Origin of the sequence: Streptomyces sp. NPDC004542, assembly GCF_040610035.1 — a bacterium.
GTDB lineage: Bacteria > Actinomycetota > Actinomycetes > Streptomycetales > Streptomycetaceae > Streptomyces.
The window spans coordinates 23,121-40,626 of record NZ_JBEXLP010000049.1 but is presented as its reverse complement, the minus strand read 5'-3'; the positions used below and the strand labels follow the sequence as shown (position 1 = coordinate 40,626).

At 71.2% G+C, this 17,506-nt stretch carries 15 protein-coding genes and 1 pseudogene; 9 read left to right on the top strand and 7 right to left on the bottom strand.

Annotated elements, in window-relative coordinates:
• Nucleotides 1–77: 77 nt before the first annotated feature.
• The 7 genes and pseudogenes from ABZX30_RS24625 to ABZX30_RS24595 form a co-directional block, all read left to right on the top strand.
• Nucleotides 78–839, top strand: a complete 762-nt coding sequence (locus tag ABZX30_RS24625; RefSeq protein ID WP_355936943.1) for a redox-sensing transcriptional repressor Rex — start codon at nt 78–80, stop codon at nt 837–839.
• The gene (locus ABZX30_RS24620; RefSeq protein ID WP_355936941.1) at nt 836–2,554 is read left to right on the top strand and encodes a glutamyl-tRNA reductase; all 1,719 of its coding nucleotides are present in this window, start codon (nt 836–838) and stop codon (nt 2,552–2,554) included. Before ABZX30_RS24625 ends, ABZX30_RS24620 begins: the two co-directional genes overlap by 4 nt.
• Complete coding sequence (gene hemC, locus ABZX30_RS24615; protein ID WP_355936938.1) at nt 2,551–3,561, top strand: hydroxymethylbilane synthase; 1,011 nt, start codon at nt 2,551–2,553, stop codon at nt 3,559–3,561. Before ABZX30_RS24620 ends, hemC begins: the two co-directional genes overlap by 4 nt.
• Nucleotides 3,558–5,264: a uroporphyrinogen-III synthase gene (locus tag ABZX30_RS24610; protein ID WP_355936935.1), complete on the top strand. Its 1,707-nt coding sequence runs from the start codon at nt 3,558–3,560 to the stop codon at nt 5,262–5,264. Before hemC ends, ABZX30_RS24610 begins: the two co-directional genes overlap by 4 nt.
• A 198-nt stretch (nt 5,265–5,462) precedes the next feature.
• The gene (locus tag ABZX30_RS24605) at nt 5,463–5,711 is read left to right on the top strand and encodes a hypothetical protein (RefSeq protein ID WP_355936932.1); all 249 of its coding nucleotides are present in this window, start codon (nt 5,463–5,465) and stop codon (nt 5,709–5,711) included.
• Between the two features lie 228 nt (nt 5,712–5,939).
• Nucleotides 5,940–6,944, top strand: a complete 1,005-nt coding sequence (gene hemB / locus ABZX30_RS24600; protein ID WP_355936929.1) for a porphobilinogen synthase — start codon at nt 5,940–5,942, stop codon at nt 6,942–6,944.
• Between the two features lie 49 nt (nt 6,945–6,993).
• Nucleotides 6,994–7,236: pseudogene (locus ABZX30_RS24595) on the top strand (hypothetical protein); the annotation flags it as partial.
• Here ABZX30_RS24595 and ABZX30_RS24590 read toward each other — a convergent pair.
• Complete coding sequence (locus ABZX30_RS24590; protein WP_355936926.1) at nt 7,185–8,012, bottom strand: DUF4253 domain-containing protein; 828 nt, start codon at nt 8,010–8,012, stop codon at nt 7,185–7,187. The pseudogene ABZX30_RS24595 and the gene ABZX30_RS24590 overlap by 52 nt on opposite strands.
• Nucleotides 8,013–8,064: 52 nt before the next feature.
• Complete coding sequence (gene argS, locus ABZX30_RS24585) at nt 8,065–9,828, bottom strand: arginine--tRNA ligase (protein WP_355936924.1); 1,764 nt, start codon at nt 9,826–9,828, stop codon at nt 8,065–8,067.
• 128 nt (nt 9,829–9,956) lie between these two features.
• Between argS and lysS the strand changes: the two genes are divergently transcribed.
• Nucleotides 9,957–11,702, top strand: coding sequence for a lysine--tRNA ligase (gene lysS, locus ABZX30_RS24580; RefSeq protein WP_355936922.1), 1,746 nt, complete (start codon nt 9,957–9,959; stop codon nt 11,700–11,702).
• Nucleotides 11,703–11,776: 74 nt separating this feature from the next.
• Here the strand turns inward: lysS and ABZX30_RS24575 are convergent, their stop codons facing one another.
• The 3 genes from ABZX30_RS24575 to ABZX30_RS24565 form a co-directional block, all read right to left on the bottom strand.
• The gene (locus tag ABZX30_RS24575) at nt 11,777–12,994 is read right to left on the bottom strand and encodes a DUF2637 domain-containing protein (RefSeq protein ID WP_355936983.1); all 1,218 of its coding nucleotides are present in this window, start codon (nt 12,992–12,994) and stop codon (nt 11,777–11,779) included.
• 100 nt (nt 12,995–13,094) lie between these two features.
• Nucleotides 13,095–14,042, bottom strand: coding sequence for a DUF3558 domain-containing protein (locus tag ABZX30_RS24570; protein WP_355936919.1), 948 nt, complete (start codon nt 14,040–14,042; stop codon nt 13,095–13,097).
• 118 nt (nt 14,043–14,160) lie between these two features.
• Nucleotides 14,161–15,030 (bottom strand): DUF3558 domain-containing protein, encoded by an 870-nt coding sequence (locus ABZX30_RS24565; RefSeq protein ID WP_355936916.1) that lies wholly within the window; start codon nt 15,028–15,030, stop codon nt 14,161–14,163.
• Between the two features lie 216 nt (nt 15,031–15,246).
• Between ABZX30_RS24565 and ABZX30_RS24560 the strand changes: the two genes are divergently transcribed.
• Complete coding sequence (locus ABZX30_RS24560; protein ID WP_355936913.1) at nt 15,247–16,440, top strand: RtcB family protein; 1,194 nt, start codon at nt 15,247–15,249, stop codon at nt 16,438–16,440.
• Nucleotides 16,441–16,488: 48 nt separating this feature from the next.
• On the opposite strand, the gene ABZX30_RS24555 is transcribed toward ABZX30_RS24560, so the two are convergent.
• Both ABZX30_RS24555 and ABZX30_RS24550 read right to left on the bottom strand, forming a co-directional pair.
• Nucleotides 16,489–16,638: a hypothetical protein gene (locus ABZX30_RS24555; protein WP_355936910.1), complete on the bottom strand. Its 150-nt coding sequence runs from the start codon at nt 16,636–16,638 to the stop codon at nt 16,489–16,491.
• On the bottom strand, nt 16,638–17,414 hold the full coding sequence (locus ABZX30_RS24550) for an SDR family NAD(P)-dependent oxidoreductase (protein WP_355936907.1): 777 nt from the start codon (nt 17,412–17,414) through the stop codon (nt 16,638–16,640). The genes ABZX30_RS24555 and ABZX30_RS24550 overlap by 1 nt, the downstream gene beginning before the upstream one ends.
• Nucleotides 17,415–17,506 lie beyond the last annotated feature (92 nt).

Genomic DNA, 17,506 nt, shown 5'->3' with positions numbered 1-17,506 from the left:
AAGACATAGCCTGCATTCGACGGGGCGGTCTGGGAACGTGTGACCGCCCACAGCCCCGCTCTACCCGCAGGAGCACCGTGGCAACTGGCCGAACTCACCGACCGGCGACCCGCAGCCGAGGGATTCCCGAGGCCACCGTCGCCAGGCTTCCGCTGTACCTCCGAGCCCTGACCGCGCTGTCGGAGCGCTCGGTGCCCACGGTCTCCTCCGAGGAGCTGGCCGCCGCCGCGGGAGTGAACTCCGCGAAGCTGCGCAAGGACTTCTCCTACCTGGGCTCCTACGGAACGCGCGGTGTCGGCTACGACGTCGAGTACCTCGTCTACCAGATCTCCCGCGAGCTCGGCCTGACCCAGGACTGGCCGGTCGTCATCGTCGGCATCGGCAACCTCGGCGCCGCCCTCGCCAACTACGGCGGGTTCGCCTCCCGCGGCTTCCGCGTCGCCGCGCTCATCGACGCCGACCCGGCGATGGCCGGGAAGCCCGTCGCCGGCATCCCGGTGCAGCACACCGACGAGCTCGAGAAGATCATCGAGGACAACGGCGTCTCCATCGGCGTGATCGCCACTCCCGCGGGCGCGGCCCAGCAGGTCTGCGACCGCCTGGTCGCCGCCGGTGTCACCTCCATCCTGAACTTCGCGCCGACCGTCCTGTCCGTCCCGGACGGCGTCGACGTGCGCAAGGTCGACCTCTCCATCGAGCTGCAGATCCTCGCCTTCCACGAGCAGCGCAAGGCCGGCGAGGAGACCGCCGCCGGCGACGGCGCGCTGCCCGCCGTCACCCGCGAGAACTCCGCCGACCAGGGGCCAGACGGGGACGTACCCGCCGTGATGCCGGCATGAGTCTCCTCGTCGTCGGGCTGAGCCACCGCAGCGCCCCGGTCAGCGTCCTGGAACGCGCCGCGCTCGCCGCGGACGCCCAGGCCAAGCTGGTGCAGGACACGGTCGCCGCCGAACCGGCCACCGAGGCGGCGGTGCTCGCCACCTGCAACCGCATCGAGCTGTACGCCGACGTGGACAAGTTCCACGCCGGTGTCGCCGAGCTGTCCACGCTGGTCGCCCAGCACAGCGGCGTCGGCCTGGAGGAGCTCACCCCCTACCTCTACGTGCACTACGAGGACCGGGCCGTCCACCACCTCTTCTCGGTGGCCTGCGGACTGGACTCGATGGTCGTCGGCGAGGGCCAGATCCTCGGCCAGATCAAGGACTCCCTGGCCAGGGCGCAGGAGCTGCACACCGCTGGACGCCTGCTCAACGACCTGTTCCAGCAGGCCCTGAGGGTCGGCAAGCGCGCCCACTCCGAGACCGGCATCGACCGGGCCGGCCAGTCCCTGGTCACCTTCGGCCTGGAGCAGCTGGCCGCGGGCACGGACGTGCAGGCCTGGGCCAAGGGCAGGAAGGCGCTGGTCATCGGCGCCGGCTCGATGTCCTCCCTGGCCGCGGCGACGCTCGCGCGTGCCGGTGTCGCCGAGGTCGTCGTCGCCAACCGCACCCAGGACCGCGCCGAGCGCCTGGCACAGATACTCAGCGAGGCGGCCGACACCGACGTGCGGGCCCGCGCGGTGCCGATGGACGCCGTCGCGCTGGAGCTGACACGTGCCGACATCGCCGTCTCCTGTACCGGCGCGACGGGCCTGGTCCTGACGGCCGCCGCGATCGCGGGCGCGGTCGAGGGCCGCACCGGCGAGCCCACGGCCGCCGACGGCGACGGCCGTACCGCCGGCACCGGCGTACGCCCCGCCCCGCTGCCGCCCACCAGCATCGGCACCGACGACGGCTGTCCGCTCGAGGTGTCCGCGGTCCAGGGCGCCACCGGCTTCTCCGTGATGGGGGAGGCCGCCGTGGCCGGCATCGACGCGGCGACCCTCGAACAGCACGGCGCCTGGGTGGACAACGGCACCGTCGACCGCCGTGACGCCGCGCGCCGCACCCCCGAGGCCGACGCCGAGCTGATCACCGCGCTCGCCGCGACCGCCGCCACCGCCGGCCGCATCCCCGAGCGCCGCAGACCCGAGCCGGTGACCGGCACATCGCGCCCGGCCCCCGTCCTCTTCCTCCTCGACCTCGCCATGCCCCGCGACATCGACGCGGCCGTGCACCGCCTGGCCGGGGTGCGGCTGGTCGACATCGAGTCGCTGGCCGAGGCCTCCGCGGACGCGCCGATGGCCGCCGACGTCGACCAGGTCCGCCGGATCGTCGGCGACGAGGTCGCCGCCTTCGGCGCCGCCCAGCGGGCCGCCCACATCACGCCGACCGTGGTCGCCCTGCGCACCATGGCCGCCGACGTCGTCGCGAGCGAGATCGCCCGGCTCGACGGGCGGCTGCCCGGCCTGGACGACCGCCAGCGCGGCGAGATCCGCCAGGCCGTGCACCGTGTCGTCGACAAGTTGCTGCACGCGCCGACCGTCCGGGTCAAGCAGCTCGCGGCCGAGCCCGGCGGCGCCGGGTACGCGGACGCGCTGCGCACCCTTTTCGACCTCGACCCCGAGACGGTGGCCGCCGTCTCCCGGGCCGGGGACAGCACCGAGAACGAGGCCAGGAACCGAGGGCCGGCATGAGTACGCCACACAAGGAGACGAGAGCGCTGAGGCTGGGGACCAGGCGGAGCAAGCTCGCCATGGCCCAGTCCGGGCAGGTGGCGGACGCCGTGCGCCGACTGACCGGACGGCCGGTCGAACTCGTCGAGATCACCACGTACGGCGACGTCTCCCGCGAGCACCTCGCGCAGATCGGCGGCACCGGCGTCTTCGTCACCGCGCTGCGTGACGCGCTGCTGCGGGGCGAGGTCGACTTCGCGGTGCACTCGCTGAAGGACCTGCCGACCACGCAGCCCGGGGAACTGGCGCTGGCCGCCGTCCCCGTCCGCGAGGACCCCCGCGACGTGATCGTCGCCCGGGACGCGCTGAAGTTCACCGACTTGCCCCGGGGCGCCCGGATCGGCACGGGTTCGCCGCGCCGCATGGCGCAGCTGAACGCGTACGCGCGCACCCACGGGCTGGACATCGAGACCGTCCCGATCCGCGGCAACGTGGACACGAGGATCCGGTACGTCCACGACGGCGAACTCGACGCCGTCGTCCTCGCCGCCGCCGGCCTGAGCCGAATAGGCCGGATCGACGAGGTGACCGACTTCCTGTCGGTCGACACGGTTCTGCCGGCCCCCGGCCAGGGGGCACTGGCGATCGAATGTGCCGCGGACAACGCGGAGCTGATCGCCGCTCTCGGCGAACTCGACGACCCGTTCACCCGGGCCGCCGTGACCGCCGAACGGTCACTGCTCGCCGCCCTGGAGGCCGGTTGCAGCGCCCCTGTGGGCGCGCTGGCCGACCTTTCCCCACTCTCGGCTCCGCTCGAGCGGGGGGACCCCCACGCCGACGAACAGAATGTCAACGAAATGCACCTGCGCGGCGTCGTCGGCACGACCGACGGCACACGCATGGTGCAGCTGTCCACCACCGGTCCCGTGCCCCAGTCACACGAACAGGCGATGGCACTCGGTCGCGAACTCGCCACCGAGATGCTCGCCCAGGGCGCGGCCGGTCTGATGGGGGAGCGAGCACATTGAGCCCCACCACCCTTCCCACCGGCCTCGAACACGGGCACGTCACCTTCCTGGGAGCCGGACCCGGGGATCCGGGACTGCTGACTCTGCGCGCCGTAGAGGCGCTGGCGAACGCGGACGTCCTCGTCGCCGAGCACGACGTGCTCGACGTGATCCGCGGACACGCCAGGCAAGGCGTCTCCGTCGTGCGTACGGACACGGATCCTTCCTCGGACGCGTATCCGGGCACAGGCACGCCTCAGCTGACGGTCGTTGACGGCACGTCAACCACCGCAGCCGTCCCGCCCGCGCGGGATGCCGCTCATCTTGTCATGGAGGCCGCGCGGGGCGGCAGGCGGGTCGTCCGTGCGGTGACCGGGGACCCGGGACTCGATACGTACGCGGCCGAGGAAATGCTCGCCTGCGCCGCCGCCGGGGTGCCCTTCGAAGTCGTCCCCGGCATCGCGAGCGCCGTCGGCGTGCCCGCGTACGCCGGTGTGCCGCTGCGGGACGCGCAGGGCGCGGACGTCCGGTTCGTGGACGCCCGTACCGCCTCCGACCGCTGCTGGACCGAGGTCGGCGCCTCCGACGGCACGGTCGTCGTCTCGACGACGCTGGACTCCGTCGCCGCCGCCGCGGGCGAGCTCGTCGCGGCCGGCCGCAAGCCGGACACCCCGCTGACGGTCACCGTCGCCGGTACGACGACGCGCCAGCGCACCTGGACCGCGACCCTCGGCACGATCGCGCAGACGCTGAAGCAGGGCAAGGTGCTGCCGTCCCCCGAGGGCGGCCGGCCGGTGATAGCCGTGGTCGGTGAGCGTTCCGCCGCCGCCCAGCGCGACCAGCTGTCGTGGTTCGAGTCCAAGCCGCTGTTCGGCTGGCGGGTCCTCGTGCCGCGCACCAAGGAGCAGGCGGCGTCTCTCTCCGACCAGCTGCGGTCCTACGGTGCCGTCCCGCACGAGGTGCCGACGATCGCCGTGGAGCCGCCGCGCACGCCCCAGCAGATGGAGCGGGCGGTCAAGGGCCTGGTGACGGGCCGCTACGAGTGGATCGCCTTCACCTCGGTCAACGCCGTCAAGGCGGTCCGGGAGAAGTTCGAGGAGTACGGCCTCGACGCGCGCGCCTTCGCGGGCATCAAGGTCGCCGCGGTGGGCGAGCAGACGGCGAAGGCCCTGGTCGCCTTCGGCGTGAAGCCCGACCTGGTCCCGAGCGGTGAACAGTCGGCCGCAGGCCTCCTGGAGGACTGGCCCCCCTACGACCCGGTCTTCGACCCGATCGACCGTGTCTTCCTGCCGCGCGCCGACATCGCCACCGAGACCCTGGTGGCCGGTCTGATCGAACTCGGCTGGGAGGTCGACGACGTCACCGCCTACCGCACGGTCCGCGCCTCGCCGCCCCCGGCGGAGACCCGCGAGGCGATCAAGGGCGGCGGCTTCGACGCGGTGCTCTTCACCTCGTCCTCGACCGTCCGGAACCTGGTCGGCATCGCCGGCAAGCCGCACAACGTGACGGTGATCGCCTGCATCGGCCCGGCCACCGCCAAGACGGCCGAGGAACACGGCCTCCGCGTCGACGTCATGGCCCCCGAACCCTCCGCCCTCAGGCTCGCGGAGGCCCTGGCCGACTTCGGCAGGAAGCGCCGCCTGGCCGCACTGGAGGCCGGGGATCCGGTGACGCGCCCGAGCGAGCGGAGGCCGGGGGCGCGGAGGCGTCGGTCGACGACGTGACGCGGTGACACGGTGACGCCGCGAGCGTGAACGGGTGGCGGGATGTGCCGGGGGGCACGTCCCGCCCTCGTGCACTTCCGCTCGGGGCGCGGCGCGCAAGTGGAAGAAATGGGCCAGGTGGATGCCCTGAAACCACAGGTGACGGACTCGAAGGCCGGCCCATGTCTGCCACTTGCCGTCCGAAGGAGACGGACGGCCGTGCGGCGGGTCCGTCAGCGGGCGGAGGCGTACGGCAGGAAGGCCGCCTACCGCAGCGGCGCCCGGACGCAGGCCCGACTCGCGTGGGAGCACGGTCGTCGGGTGTTCCTCATGCGCTCTGTGATGACCCACGCATGGGCGCGGGAGTACGCGGGCAGGCCCCACACGACCGTCATCGACGGTCCGCAGGACGTCCTCCGCCACCTCGGCTCACTCGTCCCCACCACGGGCGAGCTCACCTGGACCTGACCGGCGGCCCAGCGTGGCAACCGTCGTCGGGATGTCCGCCCGCTACGCCGACTTCCTGGTCCATCCACCGCCGCCCCGCCCTGCGACCGAATCGCCTTCGTCGTGATCTCCTCGCGGACCTCCGAGGAGACTGAGCGGGCAGGCCTCGTACAGCGGTTCCGCCGCGTCCCCTCAGGGCCGACAGGGCGTCGGCAAAGGTGGGGGACGGGCGGGCGTAGCGTAGAAGGTATGACGAAGTACGGATCTTTCCCCGGTACGCGTCCCCGGCGGCTGCGGACCTCGCCCGTCATGCGGCGGATGGTCGCCGAGACGCGGCTGCACCCCGCCGACTTCATCCTCCCGGCGTTCATCCGGGAAGGCGTGGGCGAGCCCGTGCCGATCGCCGCCATGCCCGGTGTCGTGCAGCACACCCGCGACAGCCTGAAGAAGGCCGCGTTGGAGGCGGTGGAGGCCGGGATCTCCGGGATCATGCTGTTCGGCGTGCCCGAGGACAGCAAGAAGGACGCCCTGGGGACGGCGGGGACCGACCCGGACGGCATCCTCCAGGTCGCCCTCCGTGACGTCCGCGCCGAGGTCGGTGACGACCTGCTGGTGATGTCCGACCTGTGCCTCGACGAGACGACCGACCACGGCCACTGCGGGGTACTGGACGCCGAGGGCAGGGTCGACAACGACGCCACCCTGGAGCGCTACGCGGAGATGGCCCAGGTGCAGGCCGACGCGGGCGCCCACGTGGTCGGGCCGAGCGGGATGATGGACGGGCAGATCGGCGTCATCCGCGACGCGCTGGACCAGATCGGCCGCGAGGACGTCGCGATCCTCGCCTACACCGCCAAGTACTCCTCCGCCTTCTACGGCCCCTTCCGCGAGGCCGTCGCCTCCTCCCTCAAGGGCGACCGCAAGACCTACCAGCAGGACCCCGCCAACTGGCGCGAGTCCCTGCGTGAGCTGGAGCTGGACCTCCAGGAGGGCGCCGACATGGTGATGGTCAAGCCGGCCGGTCCCTACCTCGACGTCCTCGCCCGCGTCGCGGACGCCGTGGACGTGCCCGTCTCCGCGTACCAGATCTCCGGCGAGTACGCGATGATCGAGGCCGCCGCCGAGAAGGGCTGGATCGAGCGCGACCGGGCGATCCCGGAGACGCTGACCGGGATCAAGCGGGCCGGTGCGCGGAACATCCTCACCTACTGGGCGGTCGAGGCGGCCCAGAAGCTGGGCCGGGGCGACTGGTGATCACCGTTATCACCCGAAGCCGTCGCGGGAATCATCACGTCTCCCCCCCCTGCTCCCCGACGTCGTACGGCACGACGTGGCCTACGTCCCCGGCGCCCCCTTCCACACCGGCGAAGCCGACCGCGCGACCCTCCGCCTCTGCTTCGTGACCCAGACACCACAGGAGATCACGGAGGGCCTGCGCAGGCTGGCGAAGGGGGTGGGGATCTACCCTCCTCGGGTGAGGGCCGCCGGTACGGCTCAGTCCCACCAGAAGTGCCAGACGGACTCGCCGGCCAGTTCCTCGGCGTAGGCGCCCACCGTGCCCATTCCGCTCTGCGTGACGTTGTCCGGGCAGAACGCGTAGTGCTCCGCGGCCAGCGCCTCCGTGTCGGCGAGGGTGGTGGGCGGGGCGGCCACGGAGACGACCAGGGTGTCGAAGCCGAGGCCGACGACCCGTACGCCGAAGCGGTCCTCCCAGGAACGCAGGACCGCGCAGAGCCGCGCCACGTCGTTGTCGTGGTTCACCGGGCCGCACCAGCCGATCGCGGCCGGAATGTCGGCGGACCGCCGGGCCGGGACGAGGGCGAGCCGCGGATCCTTGAACCAGGAGTGGGAGCCGTCGGTCAGCGTGTCGGCGAGCCGGGCCGCGCGGGTGCCGGGGTCGACGGTCAGCGCACCCGCGGGCGCGAGACCGGGCCAGCGGGGTCCGAACGGCGCCCGCAGCTCGCCGAGTTCCTCGTCGGGCGGGTACTCCTCGTCGTCCTCCCAGTACCCCGCGAGCACCTCCTCGGCGTCGTGGTCCCCGGGGTAGGAGGCGTACTCGGGGCTCAGCTCCCACCGGTCCGGGCCGCCCTGGGAGCCGGCCGTCTCGACCAGCACGGGCAGCAGACCCGCCCGGGCGGCGGGCAGGCCGAGCGCCGCCCAGCTGCCGGGCGACGCCTGCTTGTCGGCGTGCCACAGCAGCGGCTCCGGCCACGGCCCGTCGATCGTCGCGTCGACCAGCCTCCCGGGCGGGAGCTGGAGCCCCAGGGAACGCCCGCTCGGGTCGGACGCCAGTCTGGGCAGGGGGTTGGGAAGAGTCGCCATGCCGCCGACTCTAGGGGCGGGCACTGACAGCGCCCGCCCCGTCAGGTCCGGTTCACAGACGCCCAGGCGTCCTGATGCCCAGCAGGTCCATGCCCCGGTGCAGCGTGCGGGCCGTCACGTCGCACAGGAACAGGCGGTTCTCCACCTGCGCCGGCGTCTCCGCCTTGAGGACCGGGCACTTGTCGTAGAACGACGTGTACAGCGACGCCAGCTGGTAGAGGTACCCCGCCAGCTTGTGCGGGGCGTACTCCGTGGCCGCCTCGGCGACGGTCTCCGCGAAGGCGTCGACGTGCAGGCCGAGTGCCCGCTCCGCCGGGTGCAGCTCCGACTCCGGGTGCGCGCAGGGGCGTACGTCCCCGGCCTTCCGCAGGATCGACTGGATACGCGCGTACGCGTACTGCAGGTACACGCTGGTGTCGCCGTTCAGCGAGACCATCTGGTCCAGGTCGAACTTGTAGTCCCGGTTCGCCGACGTCGACAGGTCCGCGTACTTCACCGCGCCGATGCCCACCTGGGCACCCCGCTCGGCGATCTCCGCCTCGGACAGGTCCTGCGCCTTCTCGCGCACGACGGCCGAGGCCCGCTCGATCGCCTCGTCGAGCAGGTCCACCAGCCGGACCGTCTCGCCCTCACGTGTCTTGAACGGCTTGCCGTCCTTGCCGAGGACCGTGCCGAAGGCCAGTTGGTGCGCCTTGACGTCCTCGCCCAGCCAGCCCGCCCGGCGCGCGGTCTCGAAGACCATCCGGAAGTGCAGGGACTGCCGCGCGTCCACCACGTACAGCAGGGTGTCCGCCTTCAGGTGGAAGACGCGGTCACGGATCGCGGAGAGGTCCGTCGCCGCGTAGCCGTAGCCGCCGTCGGACTTCTGCACGATCAGCGGGACCGGGTTGCCGTCCGGGCCCTTGATGTCCTCGAAGAAGACGCAGAGGGCGCCCTCGGAGCGGACGGCGACGCCGGACTCCTCCAGCAGGCGGCAGGTCTCGGCGAGCATGTCGTTGTAACCCGACTCGCCGACGATGTCGGGGTCCCGGATCTCCATGTCCAGCTTCTCGAAGACGGAGAAGAAGTAGATCTTCGACTCGTCCACGAACCTCTGCCACATGGCGAGGGTGTGCGGCTCCCCGGCCTGGAGGTCCACGACCCGGCGCCGGGCCCGCGTCTTGAACTCCTCGTCCGAGTCGAACAGCTTCCGCGCCGCCTTGTAGAGGCGGTCGAGGTTCGACATCGCCTCCTCACCGCTGACCTGGTCCTGCTTGTGGTCCAGCTCGTGCGGGTGCTCGTCCAGGTACTGGATGAGCATGCCGAACTGGGTGCCCCAGTCGCCGATGTGGTGGCGACGGACCACGTTCTCGCCGGTGAACTCCAGGAGCTGGACCACCGCGTCGCCGATCACCGCCGAGCGCAGGTGGCCGACGTGCATCTCCTTCGCCACGTTCGGCTGGGCGTAGTCGATCACCGTGGTGCCCGGGTTCGCGGCCTGGGGCACGCCGAGCCGGCCCGACTCGTCCGCGTAGCGCGCGGCCAGGTTCTCCGTGATCGCCCGGTCGGCGATGGTGATGTTCAGGAAGCCGGGACCGGAGACCCCGATGTCCTTGATCACGTCACCGGACTCCACCCGCGCGACCACCTGGGCCGCCAGCTCCCGCGGGTTCGCCTTCGCCTTCTTGGCGAGCGCCAGGATCCCGTTGGCCTGGAAGTCGGCCCGGTCGCTTCGTCGCAGCAGCGGGTCCGCGCCGGCGGCCTCCGGCAGGGTGGCCGAGAGGGCGGACGCGAGGTGCTGCTGGACGGAGTCGCTGAGGGACGTGACCGAGGCCATAGGAAGGGGTGCCGTTCTCCTCGTGGGGATGGATAGACCCAGTCAGTATCCCATGGTGGGTAAAGCCGTTTTCCCGGGCGCGAGCCGGTCTGTGAGAATGGGGTGTCACCCCGTTCAGAAAGAAGGACGTGCCGATCGTGGCTCAGAGCACCGAGACCACCGACTGGGTCTCCCGTTTCGCGGATGAGGTCATCGAGGAGTCGGAGCGCCGGGCCCCTGGCAAACCGGTCGTCGTCGCGTCCGGGCTCTCCCCTTCGGGCCCCATCCACCTGGGCAACCTCCGCGAGGTGATGACCCCGCACCTCGTCGCCGACGAGATCCGCCGCCGCGGCCGCCAGGTCCGGCACCTGATCTCCTGGGACGACTACGACCGCTACCGGAAGGTGCCCAAGGGCATCCCCGGGGTCGAGGAGGACACCTACCAGGAGCACATCGGCAAGCCCCTGACCTCCGTGCCCGCCCCGCCCGGGTCGGCGTACCCGAACTGGGCCGAGCACTTCAAGGCCGCGATGACCGAGTCGCTGGCCGAGCTGGGCGTCGAGTTCGACGGGATCAGCCAGACCGCGCAGTACACCTCCGGCGTGTACCGCGACCAGATCCTGCACGCCATGCAGCACCGCGGCGACATCGACGCGATCCTCGCCCAGTACCGCACCAAGCCCAAGCCCGCCGCCAAGAAGCAGCAGAAGCCCGTCGACGAGGCCGAACTGGAGGCCGAGGAGGGTTCCGGCGCGGCCGCCGAGGACGACGGCAGCTCCGGCGCCGCCGGGTACTTCCCGTACAAGCCGTACTGCGGCGACTGCGAGAAGGACCTCACCACGGTCACCTCCTACGACGACGACACCACCGAACTGGCCTACACCTGCGACGCCTGCGGCTTCTCCGAGACCGTCCGGCTGAGCGAGTTCCACCGCGGCAAGCTCGTGTGGAAGGTCGACTGGCCGATGCGCTGGGCGTACGAGGGGGTCGTCTTCGAGCCGAGCGGTGTCGACCACTCGTCGCCGGGCTCCTCCTTCCAGGTCGGCGGGCAGATCGTCGGGATCTTCGGCGGGAAGCAGCCCATCGGCCCGATGTACGCCTTCGTCGGCATCAGCGGCATGGCGAAGATGTCGTCCTCGCGCGGTGGCGTGCCCACGCCCGCCGACGCGCTGCAGATCATGGAACCGCAGCTGCTGCGGTGGCTGTACGCCCGCCGCCGGCCCAACCAATCGTTCAAGATCGCCTTCGACCAGGAGATCCAGCGGCTGTACGACGAGTGGGACAAGCTGGCGGCCAAGGTCGCCGACAGCTCCGCGCTGCCCGGCGACGTCGCCGCGTACACCCGGGCCGTGGGCACCGCCGCCGGTGAGCTGCCGAGGACACCGCGCCCGCTGCCCTACCGCACCCTCGCCTCCGTCGCCGACATCACCGCCGGCCACCAGGACCAGGCCCTGCGCATCCTGTCCGAGCTCGACCCGGCCGACCCGCTCGGCTCCCTGGACGAGGTCCGGCCGCGCTACGACAGGGCCGAGGCCTGGATCAACACCCACGTCCCGGCCGACCAGCGCACCATCGTTCGCGACGAACCCGACGCCGAGCTGCTCAAGTCCCTCGACGAGCCCTCCCAGCAGTCCCTGCGGCTGCTGCTCGACGGGCTCGCCGACCACTGGTCGCTCGACGGACTCACCCACCTCGTCTACGGCGTGCCCAAGGTCCAGGCCGGGTTCTCCGCCGACGCCACGCCCAAGGAGCTGCCGCCGGAGATCAAGACCGCCCAGCGGTCGTTCTTCGCCCTGCTCTACCACCTGCTCGTCGGCCGTGACACCGGCCCGCGGCTGCCTACGCTGCTGCTCGCGGTGGGCCAGGAGCGGGTGCGGGCCCTGCTCGGGGAGTGAGACGCGAGTAAGGCCGAGACCAAGCAGAAGGCGCCCGGTGCTCTCCCGCACCGGGCGCCTTCCGCTTGCCCGCGCTAGGCGATGTGGTCCTCTTCCAGCTCCGCGTTGTAGCGGTTCGTGAAGCGGTTGACCATGCGCTTGGCCTCTTCCGGGGGCAGACCGATGCTGAACTCGGCCTCGACGTTCTCGCCGAACTCACGCGGCGTCGGGTAGCTGCCGTTGATCGACTGCTTGAACACCTGGTAGTACGCGTCCTCGTCCGGCTCCGGCGCGCCGCCGCCCCCGCCCAGCTCACGGGTACGGCCGGGGCTCACCGGGATGGGAAAGCTGCCGGTCTCCTCCGGGGAGGGCTCGTCGTACTGCGACTGCTGCTCCTGGTACTGCTTGGCCTGCCGCTGCTCCGCGTACCACTGGGCGTACTGCTCCGGGTCGTACGTGGGGTCGTAGTCGCCCTGGTACTCGACCTGCTGGGGCACGTTGAACCAGGGACTCTGCTCCTCCGGCGGCTCGGGCTCGTACCGCCGCTGCTCCTCGACCGGCGGCGCCTGCCGCGGCACGGCCGGCGCGGCCTCGACGGCCCGCGGAGCGGCGTAGGCCTCCACCTGGCGCGCGGCGGGCAGCACCGGCGGCTCGATGCCCGCCGCGGCCAGACCCTCCGGAGCCGTCTCCGCCAGCGGCACCCCGTACCGCGCGAGACGCAGCGGCATCAACGACTCCACCGGAGCCTTGCGCCGCCAGGCCCGGCCGAACCGGGAACGCAACCGGGCCTGGTAGACGAGACGTTCCTGCTCCAGCTTGATCACCTGGTCGTAGGAGCGCAGCTCCCACAGCTTCATGCGGCGCCACAACAGGAAGGTCGGCACCGGGGAGAGCAGCCAGCGGGTGAGCCGGACGCCCTCCATGTGCTTGTCCGCCGTGATGTCGGCGATCCGCCCGATCGCGTGCCGGGCCGCCTCGACCGAGACCACGAACAGCACCGGGATCACCGCGTGCATGCCCACACCCAGCGGGTCCGGCCAGGCCGCCGCACCGTTGAAGGCGATCGTCGCGATCGTCAGCAGCCAGGCCGTCTGACGCAGCAACGGGAAGGGGATGCGGATCCAGGTCAGCAGCAGATCCAGGGCCAACAGGACACAGATGCCGGCGTCGATGCCGATCGGGAACACGTAGGCGAAGTTCCCGAAGCCCTTCTTGATGGCCAGCTCACGGACGGCCGCGTACGAACCGGCGAAGCCGATGCCGGCGATGATCAGGGCGCCGGTCACGACCACGCCGATGAGAACGCGGTGCATCCGAGTCAGCTGCAGTGGCGCGGCCACTCGACACTCCCCTCCCCTTGCGTGTTCTTGCGCGGAACAGGGTGGCACACCTGTACGGCGAACGTGGTGCCGGTCAGCCCTTCGAAGCCGCCGACTTCGACGGGGACGCGCTCGCGGACGGCTTCCCGGAAGCCGGCGCCGACGGCGACGCGGACGCCGACCCGGAGGCCGGCTTCGACGGCGAGGAACTCGCCCCGCCCGAACCCGCACCGGAGCCCGTGTCCGAACTGCCGCCCGCATCCTGGCCGTTGGCCTTGGCCACCGCGGCCACCGCTTCCTTGGCCGCTTCCTTGGCCGCCTTCGTCAGACCGTCCGCGGCCGGTGTCTTCTCACCCGCCAGACCGGCACCGTTGTAATCGAGGGTGACGACGACGTTCTCCACCCGCGCGACCACGGTCTGCTGTTTGAAGCTGCCTTCCTTCTTCTTCAGGTCGTAGTGCACCGCCGACGCCTCGTCACCCGTACCGGCGACCGGCTCCGTCTGGGCGTTCTTCGCGCCCGACACCGACTGCGCCGCCTTGACCTGGTCGGCGTAGTACACCTGCGCCTGCTTGTCCCCCGAACCGCGGTTGGCGTCCGAGTCGAAGCGGATGAGCGAGACGTTGAGCCAGCGGAACTGCGAGCCCTTCACCCCGTTGTTGTCGAGGCTGCTCCAGGAGCAGCTGGCCCGGGACGAAGTGTCGCTCGACGTACCCTCCTTGCCCGACTTCGCACCCTTGGGCACCATGTCACCCAGGGTCTTCTTCGACAGCACCGCACACGGCTCCGGCAACTTCGCGTACGCGGCCGCCTGCACCGTCGCAGAGGCACTCGCGGAGGCGCTGCCCCCGCCCTCGCCGGTCGCGGCGGTCTGCTGCGAGCCCGTCGCACCCTCGTCGGATCCGGAGTCCGACGAACAGCCGGCCGCCACCAGCATCACGGGGACCGCCGCCGCACAGACAAGAAGGCGGGGGAGGAGCTGGACTCGCTGGGCACGCTGGTCGTCTCGCTGGGCTGCTCGCTGCATGGTTCCTTCACTCATGACGCTCGTGTTTCCTGCGGTCGGATCGGGTCCGATGGGTCACGGTACGCGGTGAGCGAGCTGTGCGGCTTGTCTTCGCGGCGTTCGCGCACGGCCCCCTGAGGGCCCCGCGGCACCTCTAACCGCCCAGCGCGTCGTCCAGCTTGGCCGCCAGATCACGCGCCCTGTCCTGCATTTCCTTGCTGTCCGGGACGACCCCGACCGTCATCGGCTGTTCCGCGTACTCGATGGTCACGATCACGTTGGACGTGCGGAACACCACAGTCACCGTCCGCTGTTCCGCCGTCGAACCGGAGTCCGTCAGCTGGTCGTCGAGGAACGCCTCGTCGCCCAGGTCGTCCAGCGTACGAGGCTGGAGATCGGCCGCGTCGGTACCCGGGGAACCGCCGGAGGAACCTGACGGCGAGGCGCTCGAGGAGGCACCGGCCGAGGGTGCCACCGTGGACGTCGGCTCCCCGCCCGCGGCCGAGGCGGACGAGGACGCGGAAGGAGACCCGGAGGCGGAACCCGACGCGGGCCCCGACGCCGAGACCTGCGGCTCGGGAAGGTCGGCCGCGGTCTGCCGGTCCGCGAACAGCTTCTCCGCCTGACTGTCGTCGCTCACCGAGTTGTCGTACGACACCACCCGCTCGAAGTCGACCACGAGGTGGTCGGTCGCCTCCGCGGAATCGGCCTTCCAGCGGCAACCGACCGTGCGGTCCGTGTCGTACGTGAGCGTCGCCTCGCCCTGGTACGCCTTGTCCCGCTGGTCCTGGTCGGCGATCTGCCGGATGCCCGGCAGGAGCGAGTCGAGGGTGTCGTGACCGACCGCGCCGCAGGCTTCGGGGAGCGTGCGGTACTTGCCGGGCTGCGCCACGGCCGTCGCCGTGCCGGCGTCGCCCGGGTTCGCGTCGTCCGTCGAACCCGTGTCGCCCGAGCCGCTCGTGCAGCCGGCCAGCAGCGCCGCGAGGAGGGCGGCGGTGCCGGTTACGTACGCCTTCCGCTGCACGGTCAGGCTCCTCTCGACAGTGTCCCGGGCGATCGGTCATCCAGTGTCCCCGCTGGTAATTCGCTTGCCGCAGCGGGGCGTCCCCTGAGGACAATGTGTATCGCACGCACTGCTGTGGACGCCGGTTCGCTGTCCCTTTCCGCCAACCTTCGCGCTGCTTTTGCGTTTTGCCGCTTTTCATACATTTTTGTTGCACCCCAGGGGGACGAGGAAGACATGTCGTACGTGGAAATGCCCGGCGCGAAGGTCGCGATCCGCATGTGGACCGACCCCGCGACGGTCGAGGACGTGGCCCTGCAGCAGCTCCGCAACGTCGCCACCCTCCCGTGGATCAAGGGCCTGGCGGTCATGCCGGACGTCCACTACGGCAAGGGCGCGACGGTCGGCTCGGTCATCGCCATGCGGGGGGCCGTGTGCCCCGCGGCGGTCGGGGTGGACATCGGCTGTGGGATGTCGGCGGTGAGGACGTCGCTGACGGCGAACGACCTGCCGGGGGATCTGTCACGACTGCGGTCGCGGATCGAGCAGGCGATTCCGGTGGGGCGCGGGATGCATGACAGCCCTGTCGAGCCGGGGCGGTTCCACGGGCTCGCCACTTCCGGGTGGGACGACTTCTGGGGGCGGTTCGACGGGATCGCGGAAGCGGTCAAGTTCCGTCACGAGCGGGCGGAAAAGCAGATGGGGACGCTTGGATCCGGGAATCACTTCATCGAAGTCTGCACGGATTCGACCGGTTCCGTCTGGCTGATGCTCCACTCCGGTTCCCGGAACATCGGCAAGGAACTCGCCGAGCACCACATCGGCGTGGCCCAGAAGCTCCCGCACAACCAGGGCCTGATCGACCGCGACCTCGCCGTCTTCGTCGCGGACACCCCGCAGATGGCGGCGTACCGCAACGACCTGTTCTGGGCGCAGGAGTACGCCAGGCACAACCGCACGATCATGATGGCGCTCCTGAAGGACGTGATCCGCAAGGAGTTCAAGAAGGCGAAGCCGGCCTTCGAGCCGGAGATCTCCTGCCACCACAACTACGTGAGCGAGGAGCGCTACGAGGGCATGGACCTGCTCGTCACCCGCAAGGGCGCGATCCGGGCCGGGTCCGGCGAGTACGGAATCATCCCCGGCTCGATGGGCACGGGTTCGTACATCGTGAAGGGCCTCGGCAACGAGAAGTCCTTCAACTCCGCCTCGCACGGCGCCGGCCGGCGCATGAGCCGCAACGCGGCCAAGCGCCGTTTCTCGACCAGGGACCTCGAGGAGCAGACGCAGGGCGTGGAGTGCCGCAAGGACTCCGGCGTCGTCGACGAGATCCCCGGCGCCTACAAGCCGATCGAGCAGGTCATCGACCAGCAGCGGGACCTGGTGGAAGTCGTCGCGAAGCTGAAGCAGGTCGTGTGTGTGAAGGGCTGAGACGACCGCGGGCCCGGACGCCTCGGCGGACGGGCCGGTGCGCTGCGTTCAGTGGCCGTGGCGTACCGCGTAGATCATGACGAAGGCCACGATGTGGATGCCGAAGAGGAAGTAGGCGAGGAAGTACCAGACCTTGCGCTCGTCCTTGGTCTCCTGCTCCAGGCGGCGCTTCTCCAGCGTCCTGTCGTGGTCGGGCATCACAGCTCCCGGTGGACCTTGGTGTTGGAGGCCTGGGCGCGGGGGCGCAGGACCAAGAGGTCGACGTTGACGTGGCTGGGGCGGGTCACCGCCCAGGTGATGGTGTCGGCGACGTCCTCGGCGGTGAGGGGTTCGGCGACGCCCTCGTACACCTTGGCCGCCTTCTCCTGGTCGCCGCCGAAGCGGGTGAGGGCGAACTCGTCGGTGCGGACCATGCCGGGCGCGATCTCGATGACGCGGACCGGCTGCCCGACGATCTCCAGGCGCAGGGTCTCGGCGAGGACGTGTTCGCCGTGCTTGGCGGCGACGTAGCCCGCGCCTCCCTCGTAGGTGCCGTGGCCGGCGGTGGAGGAGACCACCACGACCGTGCCGTCGCCGCTCGCGACGAGCTTGGGGAGGAGGGCCTGGGTGAGGTTGAGCGTGCCGATGACGTTCGTCTCGTACATCGTGCGCCAGTCCGCGGGGTCGCCGGTGGCGACGGGGTCGGCGCCGAGTGCGCCGCCGGCGTTGTTGACGAGGACGCCGATGGTCCCGAAGGCGGTGGCGAACTCGTCGACGGCCGCGCGGTCGGTGACGTCGAGCTGGTACGCGGTCGCCGAGTGACCGGCCGCCGTCAGTTCCGCCGCGAGTGCCTCGATGCGGTCCTCGCGGCGGGCGGTGAGGACGACGCGGTATCCGGCCGCGGCGAGCTGCCGGGCCGTGGCGGCGCCGATTCCGCTGCTCGCACCGGTGACGACGGCGATGCGGGAGGCGGCGGACGGGGCTGCGGTGGCCATGGGGGCGGCTCCTCGGGCGTGCGGTGGTCGGTCGGGGCCAAGGGTAGGCGACCGCGGCGGGCCGGTGGCAGGGCCGTTCGGCCCGCGAACGG

What these genes read in the sequence shown, in the direction of transcription:
- ABZX30_RS24620 (WP_355936941.1), top strand. Translation starts at nt 836, where the DNA reads ATGAGTCTCCTCGTCGTCGGGCTGAGCCACCGCAGCGCCCCGGTCAGC.
- hemC (WP_355936938.1), top strand. Translation starts at nt 2,551, where the DNA reads ATGAGTACGCCACACAAGGAGACGAGAGCGCTGAGGCTGGGGACCAGG.
- hemB (WP_355936929.1), top strand. Translation starts at nt 5,940, where the DNA reads ATGACGAAGTACGGATCTTTCCCCGGTACGCGTCCCCGGCGGCTGCGG.
- ABZX30_RS24590 (WP_355936926.1), bottom strand. Translation starts at nt 8,012, where the DNA reads ATGGCGACTCTTCCCAACCCCCTGCCCAGACTGGCGTCCGACCCGAGC.
- argS (WP_355936924.1), bottom strand. Translation starts at nt 9,828, where the DNA reads ATGGCCTCGGTCACGTCCCTCAGCGACTCCGTCCAGCAGCACCTCGCG.
- ABZX30_RS24575 (WP_355936983.1), bottom strand. Translation starts at nt 12,994, where the DNA reads ATGCACCGCGTTCTCATCGGCGTGGTCGTGACCGGCGCCCTGATCATC.
- ABZX30_RS24570 (WP_355936919.1), bottom strand. Translation starts at nt 14,042, where the DNA reads ATGAGTGAAGGAACCATGCAGCGAGCAGCCCAGCGAGACGACCAGCGT.
- ABZX30_RS24560 (WP_355936913.1), top strand. Translation starts at nt 15,247, where the DNA reads ATGTCGTACGTGGAAATGCCCGGCGCGAAGGTCGCGATCCGCATGTGG.
- ABZX30_RS24555 (WP_355936910.1), bottom strand. Translation starts at nt 16,638, where the DNA reads ATGCCCGACCACGACAGGACGCTGGAGAAGCGCCGCCTGGAGCAGGAG.
- ABZX30_RS24550 (WP_355936907.1), bottom strand. Translation starts at nt 17,414, where the DNA reads ATGGCCACCGCAGCCCCGTCCGCCGCCTCCCGCATCGCCGTCGTCACC.